Consider the following 15,762-nt stretch of genomic DNA (forward strand, 5'->3'; position numbering starts at 1 on the left):
TGACTCGGCCCGACCTGACGCGGCCCGACCCACCCGCATCAATCCACCAGCAGGATCTTCATGCCATTGGTGCCGCCGCTGTCACGATAGAAATCGCCCTTGGTCAGGATGACCCAGTCGCCGCTCTGCACCAGGTTGCGCTTGCGCAGTTCGTCGATGGCCGCGTTGCTCAGGTCGGCGGGCTCGTAGTCGGACGGCGCGAAGGGAATCGTGTAGACCCCGCGGAACATCGTCACACGATTCTGCGTGACACTGTGCGGGCTGTAGCAGTAGATCGGCACGCCCGAACGGATGCGCGACATGATCAGCGGCGTGTGGCCGCTTTCGGTCAGCGCGATGATGGCCTTGACGCCGGGGAAGTGGTTGGCCGCGTACATGGCGGCCAACGCGATGGTCTCGTCGCAACGCGTGAAGGTCTCGCCCAGGCGATGGTGCGACTGGGTCGAGGTCGGGTGCTTTTCCGCGCCCAGGCAGACGCGCGCCATAGCCTGCACCGTCTCGACCGGGTATTGGCCCGAGGCGCTCTCGGCCGACAGCATGACGGCGTCGGTGTAGTCGAGCACGGCGTTGGCCACGTCGGAGACTTCGGCGCGCGTGGGCATAGGGCTGGAGATCATGGACTCCATCATCTGCGTGGCCGTGATCACGACCTTGTTCAGCGTGCGCGCGTGCTGGATGATGCGCTTCTGGATGCCCACCAGCTCGGCGTCGCCCACTTCCACGCCCAGGTCGCCACGCGCCACCATGACGCCGTCGCTGGCGCGGATCAGCGCATCCAGCGCCTCGTCGTCGGCCACGGCCTCGGCGCGCTCGATCTTGGCGATGATCCAGGCATCGCTGCCGGCCGCGTGCAGCAGGGTCCGCGCCTCGTCGATGTCGCTGCCGTAACGCGGAAACGAGACCGCCACGTAATCCAGTTCCATCTCGGCGGCGAGCTTGATGTCGACGCGATCCTTGTCGGTCAGGCTGGGCGCGGACAGGCCGCCGCCGCGGCGGTTGATGCCCTTGTTGTTGGACAGCGGGCCGCCGACAGTTACGGTGGTGCGGACCTCGTCGCCCTCGACGCTATCCACCACCAGCACCACGCGGCCGTCGTCGAGCAGCAGCTCGTCGCCCACGCGGCAGTCCTGCACCAACTCTGGGTAATCAATGCCGACGATGCTGGCCGTGCCCGCTTCCTTGGGATGGACGCGCGACAGGGTGAAGGGCTGGCCCACCTGCAGTTGCACCAGCTTGTCGGTGAAGCGCGCGATGCGGATCTTCGGTCCTTGCAGGTCGCCCATGATCGCGACGTATCGGCCCTGCCGCGCGGCGATCTCGCGCACCAGGCGCGCGCGTTCGCGGTGGTCGTCGGCGCTGCCGTGCGAGAAGTTCAGTCGAGCCACATCCAGCCCGGCCCGGATCAGGGCCTCGATGCGCTCGGGCGTCGACGTCGACGGTCCCAGGGTGGCGACAATTTTGGTGCGGCGCAGTACGGGCATGGGAATCCTATCTCGCAAGAAACAACGGAAACGCTATGGTACGACGCGATGCGAGCGCGCGGGTATCATGAACGCCACCTATCCTGACCAGGCTTGTCCGCATCGTGAAAATCGTCATCGCACCCGACTCGTTCAAGGAAAGCATTTCCGCGCCAGCCGCGGCCGAGGCCATCGCCCGCGGCGTGAAAGCCGCTATTCCCGGCGCGCAGACTGTCTGCGTGCCCATGGCCGATGGCGGCGAGGGCACGGTCGAGGCGGTGCTCGCCGCGGCCTCGGGCGAAGCGCGCATGCAGACCGTGAACGATGCGCTGGGCCACAAGGTCGACGCGGTCTGGGGCATGCTGGCGGACGGCACGGCCATCATCGAAATGGCCGCCGCTTCCGGCCTGGAGCTGATCGCGCCGGCGCGCCGAGACCCGATGCGCGCCAGCAGCCACGGCGTGGGCGAGCTGATCCTGGCTGCACTCGACGCCGGCGCGCGTCACATCATCCTGGGCCTGGGCGGCTCCGCCACCAACGACGCCGGCGCCGGCATGCTGACCGCGCTGGGCGCGCGGCTGCTGGACGCCGAGGGGCACAGCCTGCCGCCTGGCGGCGGCGCGCTGGCGCGGATCGCCTCCATCGATGTCCAAGGACTCGACCCCAGGCTGGCCGGCGCGCGCATCGACGTGGCCAGCGACGTGGACAATCCACTCTGCGGTCCGCAGGGCGCGTCGCACGTATTCGGTCCGCAGAAAGACGCGACGCCCGCACAGGTGCATGAGCTGGACCAGGCGCTGGAACGTTTTGCCGACATCTGCGCGCGCAGCCTGGGGGTCGACCATCGCGATGCGCCCGGCGCGGGCGCCGCGGGCGGCCTGGGCTTCGCGGCCAAGGCATTCCTGGACGCGCGCTTTCGCCCCGGCGTGGACATCGTGGCCGAGCTGGGCGGACTGGCGCAAGCCGTGGAAGGCGCCACGCTGGTGTTCACCGGCGAAGGCCGGATGGATGCGCAGACGCTGCGCGGCAAGACGCCGGCCGGCGTCGCCCGGATCGCCCGGCAGGCAGGCGTGCCCGTGGTGGCCCTGGCCGGCTCGCTGGGCGAAGGCTATGAGGCCCTGCACGCCTGCGGCATCAGCGCGGCGTTCAGCCTCGCGCCCGGCCCCATCACGCTGCAGCAGGCACTCAACGACGCCGAACGCCTGCTGCACGATCGCGCGCGCGACGTGATGCAGCTATGGATGGCCGCGCAGAAGCGCATGCTGTAGCGCAGAGCGCCGGCTGCCGCGCTTGCGGCAGGCCGGCAATCAAGGGAGCCAGTATGGTGAAGAAAGGGTCAGGCGCTCAGCCGGCCTGCAGCACGCCCGCCGCGACCAGCGCGTCGGACAGGCGGATATACCGGTCCACCGACACGTCCTCGGCGCGCGCCGTGGGCGCGATGTCCAGCGCTTCCCAGGGCACCTGGGGCGCCCAGTCCGCCAGCACGCGGCGCAGCATCTTGCGACGCTGGGAAAACGCCCGCGCCACCACCGTCTCGAACGCCCTGGCGCTGACGGGACGCAGGCGGTCCCCGGGCAGGGGCATCATGCGCACGACCGCCGACACCACCTTGGGCGGCGGGTCGAAGGCCTCGGGCGGCACGTCGAACAGCTTGTGCATGCGGTAGCGCGATTGCAGCATCACCGACAGGCGGCTGTAGTCGCTGGAGCCGGGCTCGGCCACCATGCGGTCGATCACTTCCCGTTGCAGCATGAAATGCTGGTCGCGGATGTGGTCGGCCGAGGCCATGAGGTGGAACAGCAGCGGGCTGGAGATGTTGTACGGCAGATTGCCGACCACGCGCAGTCCGGGGCCGAACTGCGCGAAATCCACGGTCAGCGCGTCGGCCTCGACCACCGTCAGGCGGTCGGCCTCGAACTGCTTGCGCAGCCGCGCGGCCAGATCGCGATCGATCTCGACCACCGTGAGACGATCCAGCCGCTCCAGCAGCGGCCGGGTGAGCGCGGACAGGCCGGGCCCGATTTCAACCACCGCATCGCCACGGGCGGGCGCGACCGCCCGGACGATGGACTCGACGACGCTGTCGTCGGTCAGGAAGTTCTGGCCAAAGCGCTTGCGCGCCTGGTGTTGAGACATGAGCGGCCTAGCGGTTGTTCTGTTGGATGCGCTGTTGCTTTTCCAGGCGGTTATCCACGTAGGCCTGGGCGCGCAACTGGTCCAGCCAATCCTCGAAGGCGGGCTGGGCGCGACGCTCGAACAGGATCTGGCGGGCCTTCATGCGCGCCATTTCGTCGGTCGCGTCATGCTGGCGGCGCTCCTCGACCTGGATCAGGTGCCAGCCGAACGGCGATTGCACCGGCTGGCTGATTTCGCCAGGCTGCAACGCATTCATCGCCGATTCGAACGGCGGCACGGTTTCGCCGGGATTCAGCCAACCCAGCTCACCGCCCTGCGGCGCGGTCGAGTCCTGCGAATATTGACGCGCCATGTCTTCGAACTTGGCATCGCCCGCCACCAGGCGTTGGCGCACCTGTTCCAGGCGTTGACGCGCCAGCTGGTCGCTCATGACCGTGGACGTCTTGATCAGGATGTGGCGCGCGCGGGTTTGCGTGACCTGCGTGGATGCCGGCGGCTGCGCGCGCTGCGGCTGGGACTTCGGCTGCGGCGCTTGGGCAGGCGCGGGCGCGCGGGCGGTGCGGGCCGGAGCCGGCTGCGCGGTGCCGCGGTCCAGCACCTTGATGATGTGGAAGCCGTTGCCACTCTGGATCAGGGCGCTGACCTGGCCCTTCTGCAGATTGCCGACCGCCTTGACGAACAGGTCGGGCCAGCCGTCCAGCGGACGCACGCCCATGACGCCGCCCTGCAGCGCCTCGGGACCGTCGGAGGACGCGGCCGCGAGGCTGGCGAAATCGTCGCCGCGCTTGGCGCGGGCCAGCAGGCCCTCGGCCTTCTTGCGCAACGCGGTCAACTGCTCAGGCGATGAACCTTCAGGCACACGCACCAGGATCTGCGCGAGCGCATACAGCATCGGCCCGCTGGGCGCCGCCGCCTGCTCCGGCACGGGTTCCGGCTGCGCCTGCGGCTGAGGCTGGGATTCGGCCTGCGTCTGCGCGGCGAACGCCGGGTTGCGACGCTGGTCGCGCAGGAAGGCATCGACTTCCGCGTCCGAAATCACGATGTTGGAATCGACGGCGCGCTGGCGCAGGCGGTCCATGCGGATCTCGTCGCGCAGGGACTTGCGATAGCTATCCCAGGACACGCCCGATTTTTCGATTTCCTTGCGCAGCTGGTCCACGCCGATCTTGTTGCGCGCCGCGATGGCTTGGGTGGCCTGGTCCACCTGCGCGTCATCCACGCGGATGCCCATGCGGTCGGCCTCGTGGCGCTGCACGCGTTCCATGATGAGACGCTGCAGCACCTGGTGCTGCAACGTCTGGCCGTCAGGCACCTGGATGCCGCGCGCCTTCAGGTCGCCGGCGATGCGCAGCGACGCTTCATGCAGTTCGCGCAGCGTGATCACGTCCTTGTCGACGACGGCGGCAATGCCATCGACGAACTGCTCGGACTGCGCGGGCGCCGCGCTTTTTTGCGCGGCGGCGGGCTTGCCGCCGCCCTTGCCAGCGGACTCCGCCGCATGAGCAGCCGGCAAGCCGGCGCAAAGGGCCAACAGCAAGGCGCTGCCGGACAGGCGGCGCAAGGAGTGCAACCTACGCATCATTCATACCTTTCAAATGTGGTCCCGTTCGGCACAGGCGGGGTAATGCGGCTGTAGCCGGGGATACTTCTGTTCAGCAGGGTCATCGGGTCGGTTCCGAGGGAACCCAGGCCGGTCAACTCAAGCTGGAAGAACACGGCGGAGTTGGCGTCCTTGGCCGACACCGCGTAACGCTGGTAGACCACGCGGCCCACCCAGCAGCAATCACCCTTGTATTCCAGACCTGCGATGGCCTGGGTGACGCGGGGAGAGTCGTTCAGGTTCGCCACGGTCGAGCTCGGCCCGGAGCGCAGGGAATAATCGACCCGGCCCACGCCATACCAGCGCTTCGTGAACGGCCACTGCACGGCCAAGCTGACCTGGTTCTGGCCCTGCGGCTGGTAATAGACCCCGGGCTGCGGGTCGCGCTGGTAACGATAGGACAACGCGACCGTCGTCAGCCGCTGAGGCGACCAGCGCGTGCTCACCAAGGCGCGCGACCAGCGATTGTCATAGGGATTGTATTGAGCGGCCAAGTCGGTGCTCAACGTGTCGGTCAGGGCAGCGCTGGCGGCCACCAGGAAGTCCGACCGCACGTTGTTGCGCGGCGTCTCATTGGGCAGCGTGACTTTCTGGTTCTCGAAGTAGATGCGTTGAGCCGCCGACAGGGACAGGCGCTCGAACCCGGTGTTCGCATCCAGCCAGCGCGTCGTCAATGCCGCCGTCACCTGATCCGCGTTCGCGATGCGGTCCCAGCCGCCGGAGTACGTATTCTCTTCGAACGCCTGCGAGAAACTGAAATCGGCCAGCGATGTGTCGAACACCGGCAAGCGGCTTTGATCCCGGTACGGCACCCTGAGATAGTACAGCCGCGGCTCCAGCGTCTGAATGGACGATTTGCCGAACAGCGTGGTTTCACGGTCGAACACCAGACCGGCATCCACCGAGAAGATCGGCACCGTGCGCGACGCGCCGCGCGGGAAATTCGACGACCCGGGCATGCCGGGCCAATCGGTGCGATACCAATTCGTCTGGTACTGCGTGAAATTCACGCCTGCCTTGGGCACGATGAACCAGCCCGGCCGGACGATCGGATAGGAAATCGTGGGATAGGACTGCAGGCGATCGCCATCCGGACCATAGCGCACCGAGCTGACCAGGGGCTGGCGGAAACGCACGGCGGTGGACGTCCAGTCGACGTCAAAGCCGCCCCAATCGTAGCGTGCGCCGCGCAGATAGAGTTCAGGCACCTTGTCGTAGGGCGGAATCAGCGGCGCGTCCGGATCCTGCAGGGTCTGATACTTGTAGACCTGGACGTAGGTACTCCAGTAATTCGAACTCCAACCGACCCGGCCGCGCTGCGGCAGGTAGGTCGTGGAAGCCTGGTTCAGGCCCAGTTGGGAAATATCGCGGAAGTAGTTGTTGTCCGAAACCTTGGCGTAATCCCAATCGGTATAAAAGCCATTGCCCAATACCTGCTGGTGCGTCCAACGGAACATCCAGCGATCCCGGTCGCGGACCTGGTCGTTCGGCAGGTATGTGCCAACCAGCGTGCCGTTGTAGGCCCACCCCATATAGCGGAACTCGCCGCCCAGCTGTGTGCCGCGCTTGGAAAAATACCGCGGCTGCAAGGTCAGGTCGTAGTTCGGCGCCAGGTTAAAGTAATACGGTATAGAGATGTCCAGGCCGCCCTGACTGGTCGTCCCGTAGGTCGGCACCAGGAAGCCCGACTTGCGCTCCTTCTTGACCGGGAAGGTCATGTAGGGCGAGGCCAGGATCGGCACGTCCTTGAAATACAGCACGCCGTTGCGCGCCACGCCTTCGTTCTCGTCGAAATCGACGTCGACCGTGGTGGCCTTGATGTACCACGACGGCTTCTCGCAGTTGCAGCCGCTGTAGGTCACGGTGTGCAGCCGCATCTGCGACTTGCTGAAGATATCCGCGTGCTCGGCGATGGCGAAGCCGCCGGTGGCGCCCATCCAGAAATTCGGCTTCTCGATCTCGCCCGTGTACTTGTCGACGTTGAACTTGGCCCGCGGACCGGTCACCAGGGTGCCGTCGCGCATCATGCGCGCGCTGCCCTCGACGTCGACCTCGCCGCTGTCCTTGCGGTAATTGATGCGGTCGCCCTTGATGACGCCGTCGATACGGCGCACCTGCGCGTTGCCGGTCAGGGTCAGGTCGGAGTCCGGATCGCCGTCGATTGAATCGGCTTCGAGATAAGCGGGAATATTGCCGTCCGGCAGGCTGTGCAGCCTCAGGCCGGGGGACGTGCGCAGCACGGGCGCCGAAGCGGCGGGCGTTGCTGACGCGGCCGTCCCTTGGCTGCCCTGGGCCTGAGCGGCCCCGGCAACGCTGACAGCAGATAGGATCAACCACCGAACCTTGCGCACGAGTGAAAAAAGCCCTTATCGACGATGGAAGAAGCCGGCACTGGCGCTCGCAGGGAGCCAAAGCCAACGGAAATGACCCGGTATTATAGAGAAGCCGCGCCACGCGCCCAGACTTATGTGCGCCGGGCGCAAAATTCCGCAATATCGTCCTTCCCACACGGATCTTTCTTGAAAACCCCTCTAGACCCCCGCCTGACGCAGATCCGCAACTGGCTGACCGGCCTGCCCGCCTCCCTGAACCTGGCCGTGGACACCCTGCGCCCGGCTTCCGCCGACGCAAGCTTCCGCCGTTATTTCAGGCTGGACGCGGGCGACCGGACGCTGATCGTCATGGATGCCCCGCCCGAGCACGAAGACTGCCGCCCATTCCTGCATGTGGGCGGGCTGCTGCGCGGCGTCGGCCTGAATGTGCCTGCCGTGCTGGAGCAGGACCTCGGCCAGGGGCTGCTGCTGCTGTCCGACCTGGGCCAGCAGAACTACGTCGAGCGCATCCGCGCCGGCATCGGCGACCGCGAGCTGCAGACCCTGTACCGCGAAGCCCTGGCCGCCCTGGTCAAGATGCAGCAGGCGCCGGTCACCGGCCTGGCGCCCTACGATACGGCCCGACTGGCGCAGGAGCTCACGCTCTTCCCGGAATGGTACGTGAGCCGGCATCACGGCGTGACGCTGGACGACAAGATGAGCAGCGCACTGGAGAAGATCTTCGCGCTGCTGTCCGCCAGCAACGGCGGACAGCCCACGGTCCTGGTCCATCGCGACTACCATTCGCCCAATCTCATGGTCTGCGACCAGCCTCAATATGGCCCCAATCCCGGCATCATCGATTTCCAGGACGCGCTGGCGGGCCCCATCACCTATGACCTGGCCTCGCTGGTGACCGACGCCCGCACCACCTGGGAAGAGCCCCAGCAGTTGGACTGGGCGATCCGCTACTGGGAAATGGCGCGCGCCGCCGGCCTGCCGGTGGATGCCGACTTCGCCGAATTCCACCGCGCCTATGAATGGATGGGCCTGCAGCGCAACCTGCGCATCCTGGGCGTGTTCGCACGCCTGAACCACCGCGACGGCAAGAAGCACTACCTGGACCACATGCCCCGCGTGAACGGCTATGTGCGGCAGGTGGCGCAGCGCTACGGCGTGTTCACTCCCCTGCTGCGCCTGCTGGACTCGCTGGACGGCCACGAAACCAAAGTCGGGTACACGTTCTGATGCGGGCCATGATCCTGGCCGCGGGCCGCGGCGAGCGCATGCGCCCGCTGACCGACCGGCTGCCCAAGCCCCTGCTGCCGGCGGGCGGCCAACCCCTGATCGTCTGGCACCTGCGGCGCCTGGCCGCAGCCGGCATCCGGGACATCGTCATCAACCACGCCTGGCTGGGCCACGAAATCGAACAGGCCTTGGGCGACGGATCGAACCACGGCGTGCGCATACGCTATTCGCCCGAACAGACGGCGCTGGAAACCGCCGGCGGCATCGTCCAGGCGCTGCCTCTGCTGGGCGACGCGCCCTTCCTGGTGGTCAACGGCGACGTCTGGTGCGACTGGCAGCCGGACGCCGCCCACGCCCTGGCCGCCGACCTGAAGCCGGACAGCGCCTGGCTGCTGCTGGTGAACAACCCCCAGCACCACCCAAACGGCGATTTCGTGCTGGAACCGGACGGACGGGTCCATGATGGCGACGGCCCGCGTTTGACCTTCTCCGGCATCGGCGTCTACCATCCTGGCTTGTTCGCGGGCCTGGCCCGAGGCACGGCGGCCCGGATGGCCCCCCTGCTGCGCCAGGCCATGGCGCGCAACGCAGTGCGGGGCGCGCGCCACACGGGCAGGTGGACCGACGTCGGCACGCCGGAACGGCTGGCCGAGCTGGACGCCGAACTCGGCGGCAAGCCCTGCTGACGTCCACATATTTCACAATATCAAGGTGCGCAACCAGGCTTGTCCGCGCGCCCAACCACCCTCGCTGGCGGGGTATCCTCTGACGCTTTGGCGCGCCTCAGGCGCGCCTGCCGCATACGTCGCAGAGTTTTTCTAGGAATTTGGGGATGTTTGGAAAATCGCAACGGGCCGTATTCAAGCCCTCCGTCTATCAGCCGGGCCAACGCACGCGGCGCATGCCGCGCTGGCTGGTGCTGCTTCTGGTGGGCATCGGGCTGGGCGCCGGCGGCGTGCTTTTCCTGCAGACCAATTACGGCCCGCAGCGCCTGACGGTGGAGCAATCCGAACAGCTGCACAGCGAACTCAGCGCCGCCAACCTGGAACGCCAGCGCCTGCAGTCCCAGCTGGAAGAAACCACCCAGCAGCGCGACGCCAACAAGACCGGCCATGAAAAGCTCACGTCCGACCTGGCCGAGGCCCGCAGCAAGATCGACGCGCTGAACAAGGAACTGGTGCTGTTCCAGGACGCCATGCCGCCCGACCCGCGCGGCGGCAACCTGGGCATCCGCTCGGCCACGTTCAAGCGCGCGCCCGGCCTGCTCGACTTCCAGGTGCTGGTGATGCGCGAAGAGCGCCAGGGCGCGCCGTTCAAGGGCACGCTGACCTTCTCCATCGACGGCAGCTATCCCAATGGCCGCGTCGCCACCATCACGCCGGAAGGCCCGACGCTGAACGTGGACCGCTACGACTACGCGCTCGGCCAGCTCAAGCTGCCCGAGGGCTTCACGCCCAAGGTCGTGGTGCTGCGCGTGATGGACGGCGCGCAGAAGCAGCAGGCCATGCGCATCTATTACGTGCGCAACTGATCGCCCCCGCCGGGCGCGGCCCCCGCGCCCATTCCGGCCCCGCCTGGAGCCGGCCCTTCACGCCGCCTTCGGCGCCGTGGCGCCCAGCTGCTGCGCCGCCTCGTCCATGAACTGCGCCATGCGCACATCCAGCTCGGTGACACCGCCCGCGTCATGCGTGGTCAGCAGCACATCCACCCGGTTGTAGACGTTGGTCCATTCCGGATGATGGTCCAGCTTTTCCGCGAACATGGCGGCGCGCGCCATGAAGGCGAAGGCGGCATTGAAGTTGGCGAAGCGGTAGCGTTTCTCGATGGCGTCGCGCTCGGCAACGGCCTGCCAGCCGCTCAACGCGGCCACCGCGATCTGGGCGCCGATGCGCGCGGGCGGAAACATGCTCATGATGGACTCCTGGCTATCAAATGGCTCAAGGCGGCGGCGCCCCGCGCCCGCCGCCTCGCTCGCCGGACCGCGGCCGCGCCTATTGCTTAATGGCGTACAGGTAGATCTCCACCCGCCGGTTCGCCGCGCGCCCCTCGGCGGTGGCATTGTCGCCGATCGGATCGTTCGGCCCGCGCCCCTCGACCGACAGGCGGCCGGCGGCCACGCCCTGGCGCGCCAGGTAGTCGGTCACGCTCTTGGCCCTGTTGACCGACAGGGTCTGGTTATGCGCCATCGCCCCGGTGCTGTCGGTATGGCCGACGACCTTGGCGCGCAGCTCCTGGTGCTGATTGAGCGAGCGCGCCACGGAATCCAGCACGGGCAGCAGCGCCGGCTTGAGCTGGGTCTTGTCGGTATCGAACGAGACATTGCTGGGGATATTGACCTTGAGGCTGCCGTCGGGCATTTCGACCACGTCGATCCCCAGCGAGGACGCGCCGGACTTCTGCACATCGTCCTTCACGACCTTCCAGTTGTAGCCGACCAGGCCGCCCGCCACGGCGCCGATGCCCGCGCCGATCGCGGCGCCCTTGCCATTGCCGATCAGAGCGCCCAGGCCCGCGCCCACCGCCGCGCCCGCGCCCGCGCCTATGGCGGTATTGTTCTGCTGCTGCGTGGCGCAGCCCGCCAGCAGCCCTCCCGAAACAACGACCACAGCGATACGGTTGAACATTGTTCTTGAGTTCATGACAACCTCCACTTACCCGTCGGATCAGCCGGGAGATTCCGGCTGATCCATGCTAGCAAGCGCGCCGGAGCCGCGCGCAACATTTTGTAGAGGCCGCTCTCGTCCTTGCGACCGACTGCGGCCGGCCGATGCCGAGCGCCGGCAGGCTTTCAGGCGCCAAAGCGCGCCAGCCACGGCAGCGCCTCGGCCAGGCCCGGCGATTGGCGTTCCGGCTCGGGCGCGCCGGGCGGAAGCGCCAGGCCGACGCGGTTGTGCCAATAGGTCCGCAGGCCCACGCGGCTGGTGCCGAACAGATCGTAGCCGGAGCCCGCGACGAAGGCGGCGCGCCCGGGCTGCACGTCCAGCCGCGCCAGCGCCAGCTGGTAAGGCCGCGGATCCGGCTTGTAGTAGCCCGCCTCTTCCGACGTCACGACCACGTCCCAGTCCACGCCCAGCAGCGCGGCGGCGCGATGTCCCAGCGCCCTGGAGCAGTTGGTGACCACGCCCAGCCGGCTATGCGGACGCAGCGCCGCCAGCAGCTCGCGCGCGCCGTCCCAGGCCGGCAGCAGCCCCCAGTTCGCCTCCAGCGCGGCAGGCGCGGAAGCGGGCAGGCCGACCGCCTCGGCGGCCTCGGCCACCAATTGCTCATAGGGCAGGTAGGCGCCGCAACCATAGGTGCGGCGCAGGTACTCCGCGCGCCACGCGCGTCCCTGCGGCTCCGAACCGGCGGCGGCGTTCCAGACCGTCCAGGAATCGAGCAAGGCGGTCAGCAGGTCGAACAGCACCGCCTGGGGAAAACCGTTCCCGGCATCGGGACGAGGATGGACGGGGCTGGCGCCGGTGTTCGTAACAGACATGGAAAGGACACTCCGGAAAACTGCGGAAGCAATCACTATAAGAAGCCGCGCCCCCGCTGTGATTCAGTCTCCATGCAACCGACATTTAGGTTGGACTTAACGGCAGCGCGCCCTCCCGGCCAACCGCCGGGCCGGCAGGACGCGGCCTCGCCGCCGTGTCGCCATGGTAAAAATGCCCGGACGACTGCTCCGGTCGAACTACCAAGGTGATGCCATGAACCCGACTTCTCCGTCCCGTATCCCCGCAACCCTGATACCCGGAGACGGCATCGGCCCGGAAGTCGTCGAAGCCACCGTGCAGGTGCTGGACGCCCTGGGCAGCCCGTTCGACTGGGACGTGCAGCAGGCCGGCATGGCCGGCGTCGCCAGCGCGGGCGATCCACTGCCGGCCGCCACGCTGGCCAGCATCCGCGAGCGCCGGCTGGCGCTGAAGGGGCCGCTGACCACGCCCGTCGGCACGGGCTTCCGCTCATCCAATGTGCGCCTGCGCGAGGAATTCGAGCTGTTCGGCAACGTCCGCCCGGTCAACACCATCGTGCCCGGCCGCTACGAGAATATCGACCTGGTGCTGATCCGGGAAAACCTGGGCGGCTTCTATGTCGCGCACGAGTTCTACATCCCGCAGGGCAACGATCCGCACGCGGCGGCCGTCTGCACCGGCATGAATACGCGCGAAGGCAGCGAGCGCATTGCCCGCTTCGCGTTCGAGTACGCGGTCCGGCATGGCCGCAAGAAAATCACCGTGGTCCATAAGGCCAACATTCTCAAGGCGCTGACCGGCCTGTTCCTCGAGGCCTGCAAGCATGTCGCCAAGGAGTACGAGGGCCGGGTCGAGATGGACGACATGATCGTGGACGCCTGCGCCATGCAGCTCGTGCTCAATCCCTGGCGCTTCGACATGCTCTTGTGCACCAACCTGTTCGGCGACATCCTGTCCGACCAGCTGGCCGGCCTGGTCGGCGGCCTGGGCATGGCGCCCGGCTCGAACTTCGGCAGGGACGCGGCCATCTTCGAGGCGGTGCATGGCTCGGCCCCCGACATCGCGGGCAAGGGCGTGGCCAATCCGATTTCGCTGATGCTGGCCGCCGCCATGATGCTGGAGCATGTGGGCCGTGCCGGCGACGCCCAGCGGCTGAAACAGGCCATCTCCGCCACCATCAACGCCGACAAGGTGGCCACGCGCGACCTGGGCGGCACGGCCGGCACGCGCCAGTTCGCCGAGGCGGTCTGCCGGCGGCTCTAGCGGGCAGTCAGCGCAGGCGTCGGCGGTGCGCCACCCAGGCCACCGCCGCGGTGAACACCGCCACCAGCGCGCAGATGATCCAGAAACCGCCACGGTCCTCCGCCAGCGGGATGCCGCCCACGTTCATGCCGAACAGGCCGGCCATGATGTTGATGGGCAGGGCCAGCACCGTGACCAGCGTCAGCGTGAACAGCGTGCGGTTGTTCTGTTCCTGCAGGCGCGCCGCGATCTCTTCCTGCAGCAGCCTGATGCGCTCGATCAGGCCCGCCATGTCGCCCAGCACGACGGAGAATTCTTCCGTCGATTCGCGCAGCTCCTGCACGTCGCGCGGCTGCAGCCAGGCCGGCGGACGCGCCAGCAGGCGGAACACCGAGCCCGGCTCGGGGGCCAGCGTGCGCTGCAACCGCACCAGCACCCGGCGCGTCGCCGCCAGGTCCACCCGCGCCGGTCCCGCATGCGCGGCCAGGAAGCGGTCCTCGATCCCGTCCACATCCAGGCTGGCCTTGCGCACGATCTCGGTCATCAGGTCGGCCTGATCCCGCATCAGGTGCGCCAGCAGCTCGGCCGGAGAACGGAAGCGCTCGCCCCGGCGCACATGCTCGCGCAGCCGGTCCAGCGAGCGCAACGGCTTGTGGCGCAGCGTGACCAGCAGCTTGCGCCTTGCGCAGACCCACAGCGTGGCCACCTGGGCCGGCGTGCGCTCGAAATCGAAGATCACGTCGTTGAACACGGCAACCAGCGCGCGCTCCTGCTGCTCGATGCGCGTCGAATGGGCCGCCTCGCCCAGCATGGCGATGAAGGCGTCCGACAGTTCCAGATGCGCCCGCAGCCAGCGCACACAGCCGGCCTGGGACAGGTTCATGTGCAGCCAGAGGAAATCGCCCTCTTCCGATTCGTTCGCGCTGTCCGCCAGTCGCTGCTCCAGCGTCTGCGGATCAAGTTCGGCGCCGGGACCGTCCGGTGTGAAGCGGAAAGCGCAGATCAGGCCCGAGATGTCGGATTCATAGCCGGCTGCCGTCGATGTCGTCATCATGATCCGCGCTCATGGCGTAGCGATGGCGGGCCGTTGCGGCCCGCCCTGGGATCGGGATGGTGACGCCGGAATGTGACAGTCGGAAGACAGGCGCCGGCCAGTTCAATAGCGGTCCGGCACGAACATGTGCTCGGGCACGGGATGGCGCAGGTAGTCCTCGTGATGCACGCGCTCCGGCAACTGCACTTCCGGGTGATCCACCGGCAGATAGGGCACCTGGTCCAACAGGTGGGTGATGCAGTTCAGGCGGGCCTTTTTCTTGTCGTCGGCCCGCACTATCCACCAGGGCGACTCAGGGATGTGAGTGCGCTCCAGCATGACTTCCTTGGCCTGCGTGTATGCCTCCCAGCGGCGGCGGCTCTCCAGGTCCATCGGGCTCAGCTTCCATTGCTTGAGCGGATCGTTGATGCGGCTCTCGAAGCGGGCTTCCTGTTCGTTGTCCGACACCGAGAACCAGTACTTGATGATCTGGATGCCGCTGCGGGCCAGCATCTTCTCGAACTCGGGCGCGGAGCGGAAGAACTCCTCGTACTCGGCATCATTACAAAAGCCCATGACCCGTTCCACGCCCGCGCGGTTGTACCAACTGCGGTCGAACAGCACGATCTCGCCCGCGGCGGGCAGATGCGCCGAATAGCGCTGGAAGTACCATTGCGTGCGCTCGCGCGAGGTCGGCGCCGGTAGCGCGGCCACGCGGCATACGCGCGGATTCAGGCGCTGCGTGATGCGCTTGATGACGCCGCCCTTGCCTGCGGCATCGCGCCCCTCGAACAGCACGACCAGGCGATGGCCGGAGTGCACCACCCAGTCCTGCAGCTTGACCAGCTCGCCCTGCAGGCGCAGCAGTTCACGGAAATAGCGCTGGCGATTGGCGCGCCAGTCTTCGTCGGAGGTATCTTCGCCGTCCAGCCGGCGATCGTCCAGTTCCAGCTCCAGCTCTTCGTCCAGGCTGTCGATCAGATCCGCCTGCAGGCGCAGTTGCCGCTCCAGCGCGGCCACGCCGTCGCGTTCGAGTGCGTTATCCATGTAGCCCCCCATGGCGCGCCGGGCGCGCTGTTGTCTTGCAGGCACATACCTGTCCCGCCCGATTCTGGACGATGAATATGACAGGCGCTTGTCCCGGGCCAATGCGGCCCTCTGTCACGCCCATGCACGCCCGCTGTGGGAATAGCGGCAGCCCCCATCGTCGCAATTGCCATTGCCATTGCCGACGACGTTGACCGTGACGGTTGAAATGCCGGAAATGAACGTGGGG

The 15,762-nt window shown here is 67.4% G+C and carries 14 protein-coding genes; 5 read left to right on the forward strand and 9 right to left on the reverse strand.

Going from position 1 to position 15,762, the window contains the following annotated elements; genetic code table 11:
- Positions 1-38 precede the first annotated feature (38 nt).
- On the reverse strand, positions 39-1,481 hold the full coding sequence (pyk, locus tag ACEU5R_RS15280) for a pyruvate kinase (protein WP_103272544.1): 1,443 nt from the start codon (positions 1,479-1,481) through the stop codon (positions 39-41).
- Positions 1,482-1,585: 104 nt separating this feature from the next.
- On the opposite strand from pyk, the gene ACEU5R_RS15285 reads away from it, so the two are divergent.
- The gene (locus tag ACEU5R_RS15285) at positions 1,586-2,728 is read left to right on the forward strand and encodes a glycerate kinase (protein WP_392410714.1); all 1,143 of its coding nucleotides are present in this window, start codon (positions 1,586-1,588) and stop codon (positions 2,726-2,728) included.
- Between the two features lie 76 nt (positions 2,729-2,804).
- Here ACEU5R_RS15285 and rsmA read toward each other — a convergent pair whose 3' ends face one another.
- From rsmA to ACEU5R_RS15300, 3 genes are read right to left on the reverse strand one after another with little or no spacing between them, the layout of a single operon-like run.
- Positions 2,805-3,596: a 16S rRNA (adenine(1518)-N(6)/adenine(1519)-N(6))-dimethyltransferase RsmA gene (gene rsmA / locus ACEU5R_RS15290; protein WP_103272542.1), complete on the reverse strand. Its 792-nt coding sequence runs from the start codon at positions 3,594-3,596 to the stop codon at positions 2,805-2,807.
- Positions 3,597-3,603: 7 nt separating this feature from the next.
- Positions 3,604-5,178 (reverse strand): peptidylprolyl isomerase, encoded by a 1,575-nt coding sequence (locus tag ACEU5R_RS15295; protein ID WP_392410715.1) that lies wholly within the window; start codon positions 5,176-5,178, stop codon positions 3,604-3,606.
- Entirely contained in the window at positions 5,175-7,547 is a 2,373-nt protein-coding gene (locus tag ACEU5R_RS15300; RefSeq protein WP_392410716.1) for an LPS-assembly protein LptD, read from the reverse strand. Before ACEU5R_RS15300 ends, ACEU5R_RS15295 begins: the two co-directional genes overlap by 4 nt.
- A 168-nt stretch (positions 7,548-7,715) precedes the next feature.
- Here ACEU5R_RS15300 and ACEU5R_RS15305 point away from each other — a divergent pair, with 168 nt between their 5' ends.
- The 3 genes from ACEU5R_RS15305 to ACEU5R_RS15315 all read left to right on the forward strand — a co-directional run bounded on the left by ACEU5R_RS15305 (position 7,716) and on the right by ACEU5R_RS15315 (position 10,287).
- Positions 7,716-8,756 carry an aminoglycoside phosphotransferase family protein gene (locus ACEU5R_RS15305; RefSeq protein WP_392410717.1) on the forward strand — a complete coding sequence of 347 codons (1,041 nt, stop codon included), beginning with the start codon at positions 7,716-7,718 and terminating at the stop codon, positions 8,754-8,756.
- Positions 8,756-9,442, forward strand: a complete 687-nt coding sequence (gene murU, locus ACEU5R_RS15310) for an N-acetylmuramate alpha-1-phosphate uridylyltransferase MurU (RefSeq protein WP_392410718.1) — start codon at positions 8,756-8,758, stop codon at positions 9,440-9,442. The genes ACEU5R_RS15305 and murU overlap by 1 nt, the downstream gene beginning before the upstream one ends.
- Before the next feature lie 146 nt (positions 9,443-9,588).
- Positions 9,589-10,287 carry a DUF6776 family protein gene (locus ACEU5R_RS15315; RefSeq protein WP_103272537.1) on the forward strand — a complete coding sequence of 233 codons (699 nt, stop codon included), beginning with the start codon at positions 9,589-9,591 and terminating at the stop codon, positions 10,285-10,287.
- A 57-nt stretch (positions 10,288-10,344) separates the two neighbouring features.
- Here the strand turns inward: ACEU5R_RS15315 and ACEU5R_RS15320 are convergent, their stop codons facing one another.
- From ACEU5R_RS15320 to ACEU5R_RS15330, 3 genes are all read right to left on the reverse strand, one after another.
- Positions 10,345-10,668 carry a 4a-hydroxytetrahydrobiopterin dehydratase gene (locus ACEU5R_RS15320; RefSeq protein WP_103272536.1) on the reverse strand — a complete coding sequence of 108 codons (324 nt, stop codon included), beginning with the start codon at positions 10,666-10,668 and terminating at the stop codon, positions 10,345-10,347.
- 79 nt (positions 10,669-10,747) lie between these two features.
- Positions 10,748-11,395, reverse strand: coding sequence for an OmpA family protein (locus ACEU5R_RS15325; protein ID WP_392410719.1), 648 nt, complete (start codon positions 11,393-11,395; stop codon positions 10,748-10,750).
- Positions 11,396-11,544: 149 nt separating this feature from the next.
- Positions 11,545-12,231, reverse strand: a complete 687-nt coding sequence (locus ACEU5R_RS15330) for an HAD family hydrolase (protein ID WP_392410720.1) — start codon at positions 12,229-12,231, stop codon at positions 11,545-11,547.
- A gap of 214 nt (positions 12,232-12,445) precedes the next feature.
- On the opposite strand from ACEU5R_RS15330, the gene ACEU5R_RS15335 reads away from it, so the two are divergent.
- Positions 12,446-13,474 carry an isocitrate/isopropylmalate dehydrogenase family protein gene (locus ACEU5R_RS15335; RefSeq protein WP_392410721.1) on the forward strand — a complete coding sequence of 343 codons (1,029 nt, stop codon included), beginning with the start codon at positions 12,446-12,448 and terminating at the stop codon, positions 13,472-13,474.
- A gap of 7 nt (positions 13,475-13,481) precedes the next feature.
- Here the strand turns inward: ACEU5R_RS15335 and ACEU5R_RS15340 are convergent, their stop codons facing one another.
- Positions 13,482-14,507 (reverse strand): transporter, encoded by a 1,026-nt coding sequence (locus ACEU5R_RS15340; RefSeq protein WP_392410722.1) that lies wholly within the window; start codon positions 14,505-14,507, stop codon positions 13,482-13,484.
- A 102-nt stretch (positions 14,508-14,609) separates the two neighbouring features.
- A complete protein-coding gene (gene ppk2 / locus ACEU5R_RS15345) occupies positions 14,610-15,533 on the reverse strand; it encodes a polyphosphate kinase 2 (RefSeq protein ID WP_392410723.1) in 924 nt (307 codons plus the stop codon).
- Between the last annotated feature and the right edge of the window lie 229 nt (positions 15,534-15,762).

Origin of the sequence: Achromobacter sp. 413638 (assembly GCF_043119405.1) — a bacterium.
Classification (GTDB): Bacteria; Pseudomonadota; Gammaproteobacteria; order Burkholderiales; family Burkholderiaceae_B; genus Achromobacter.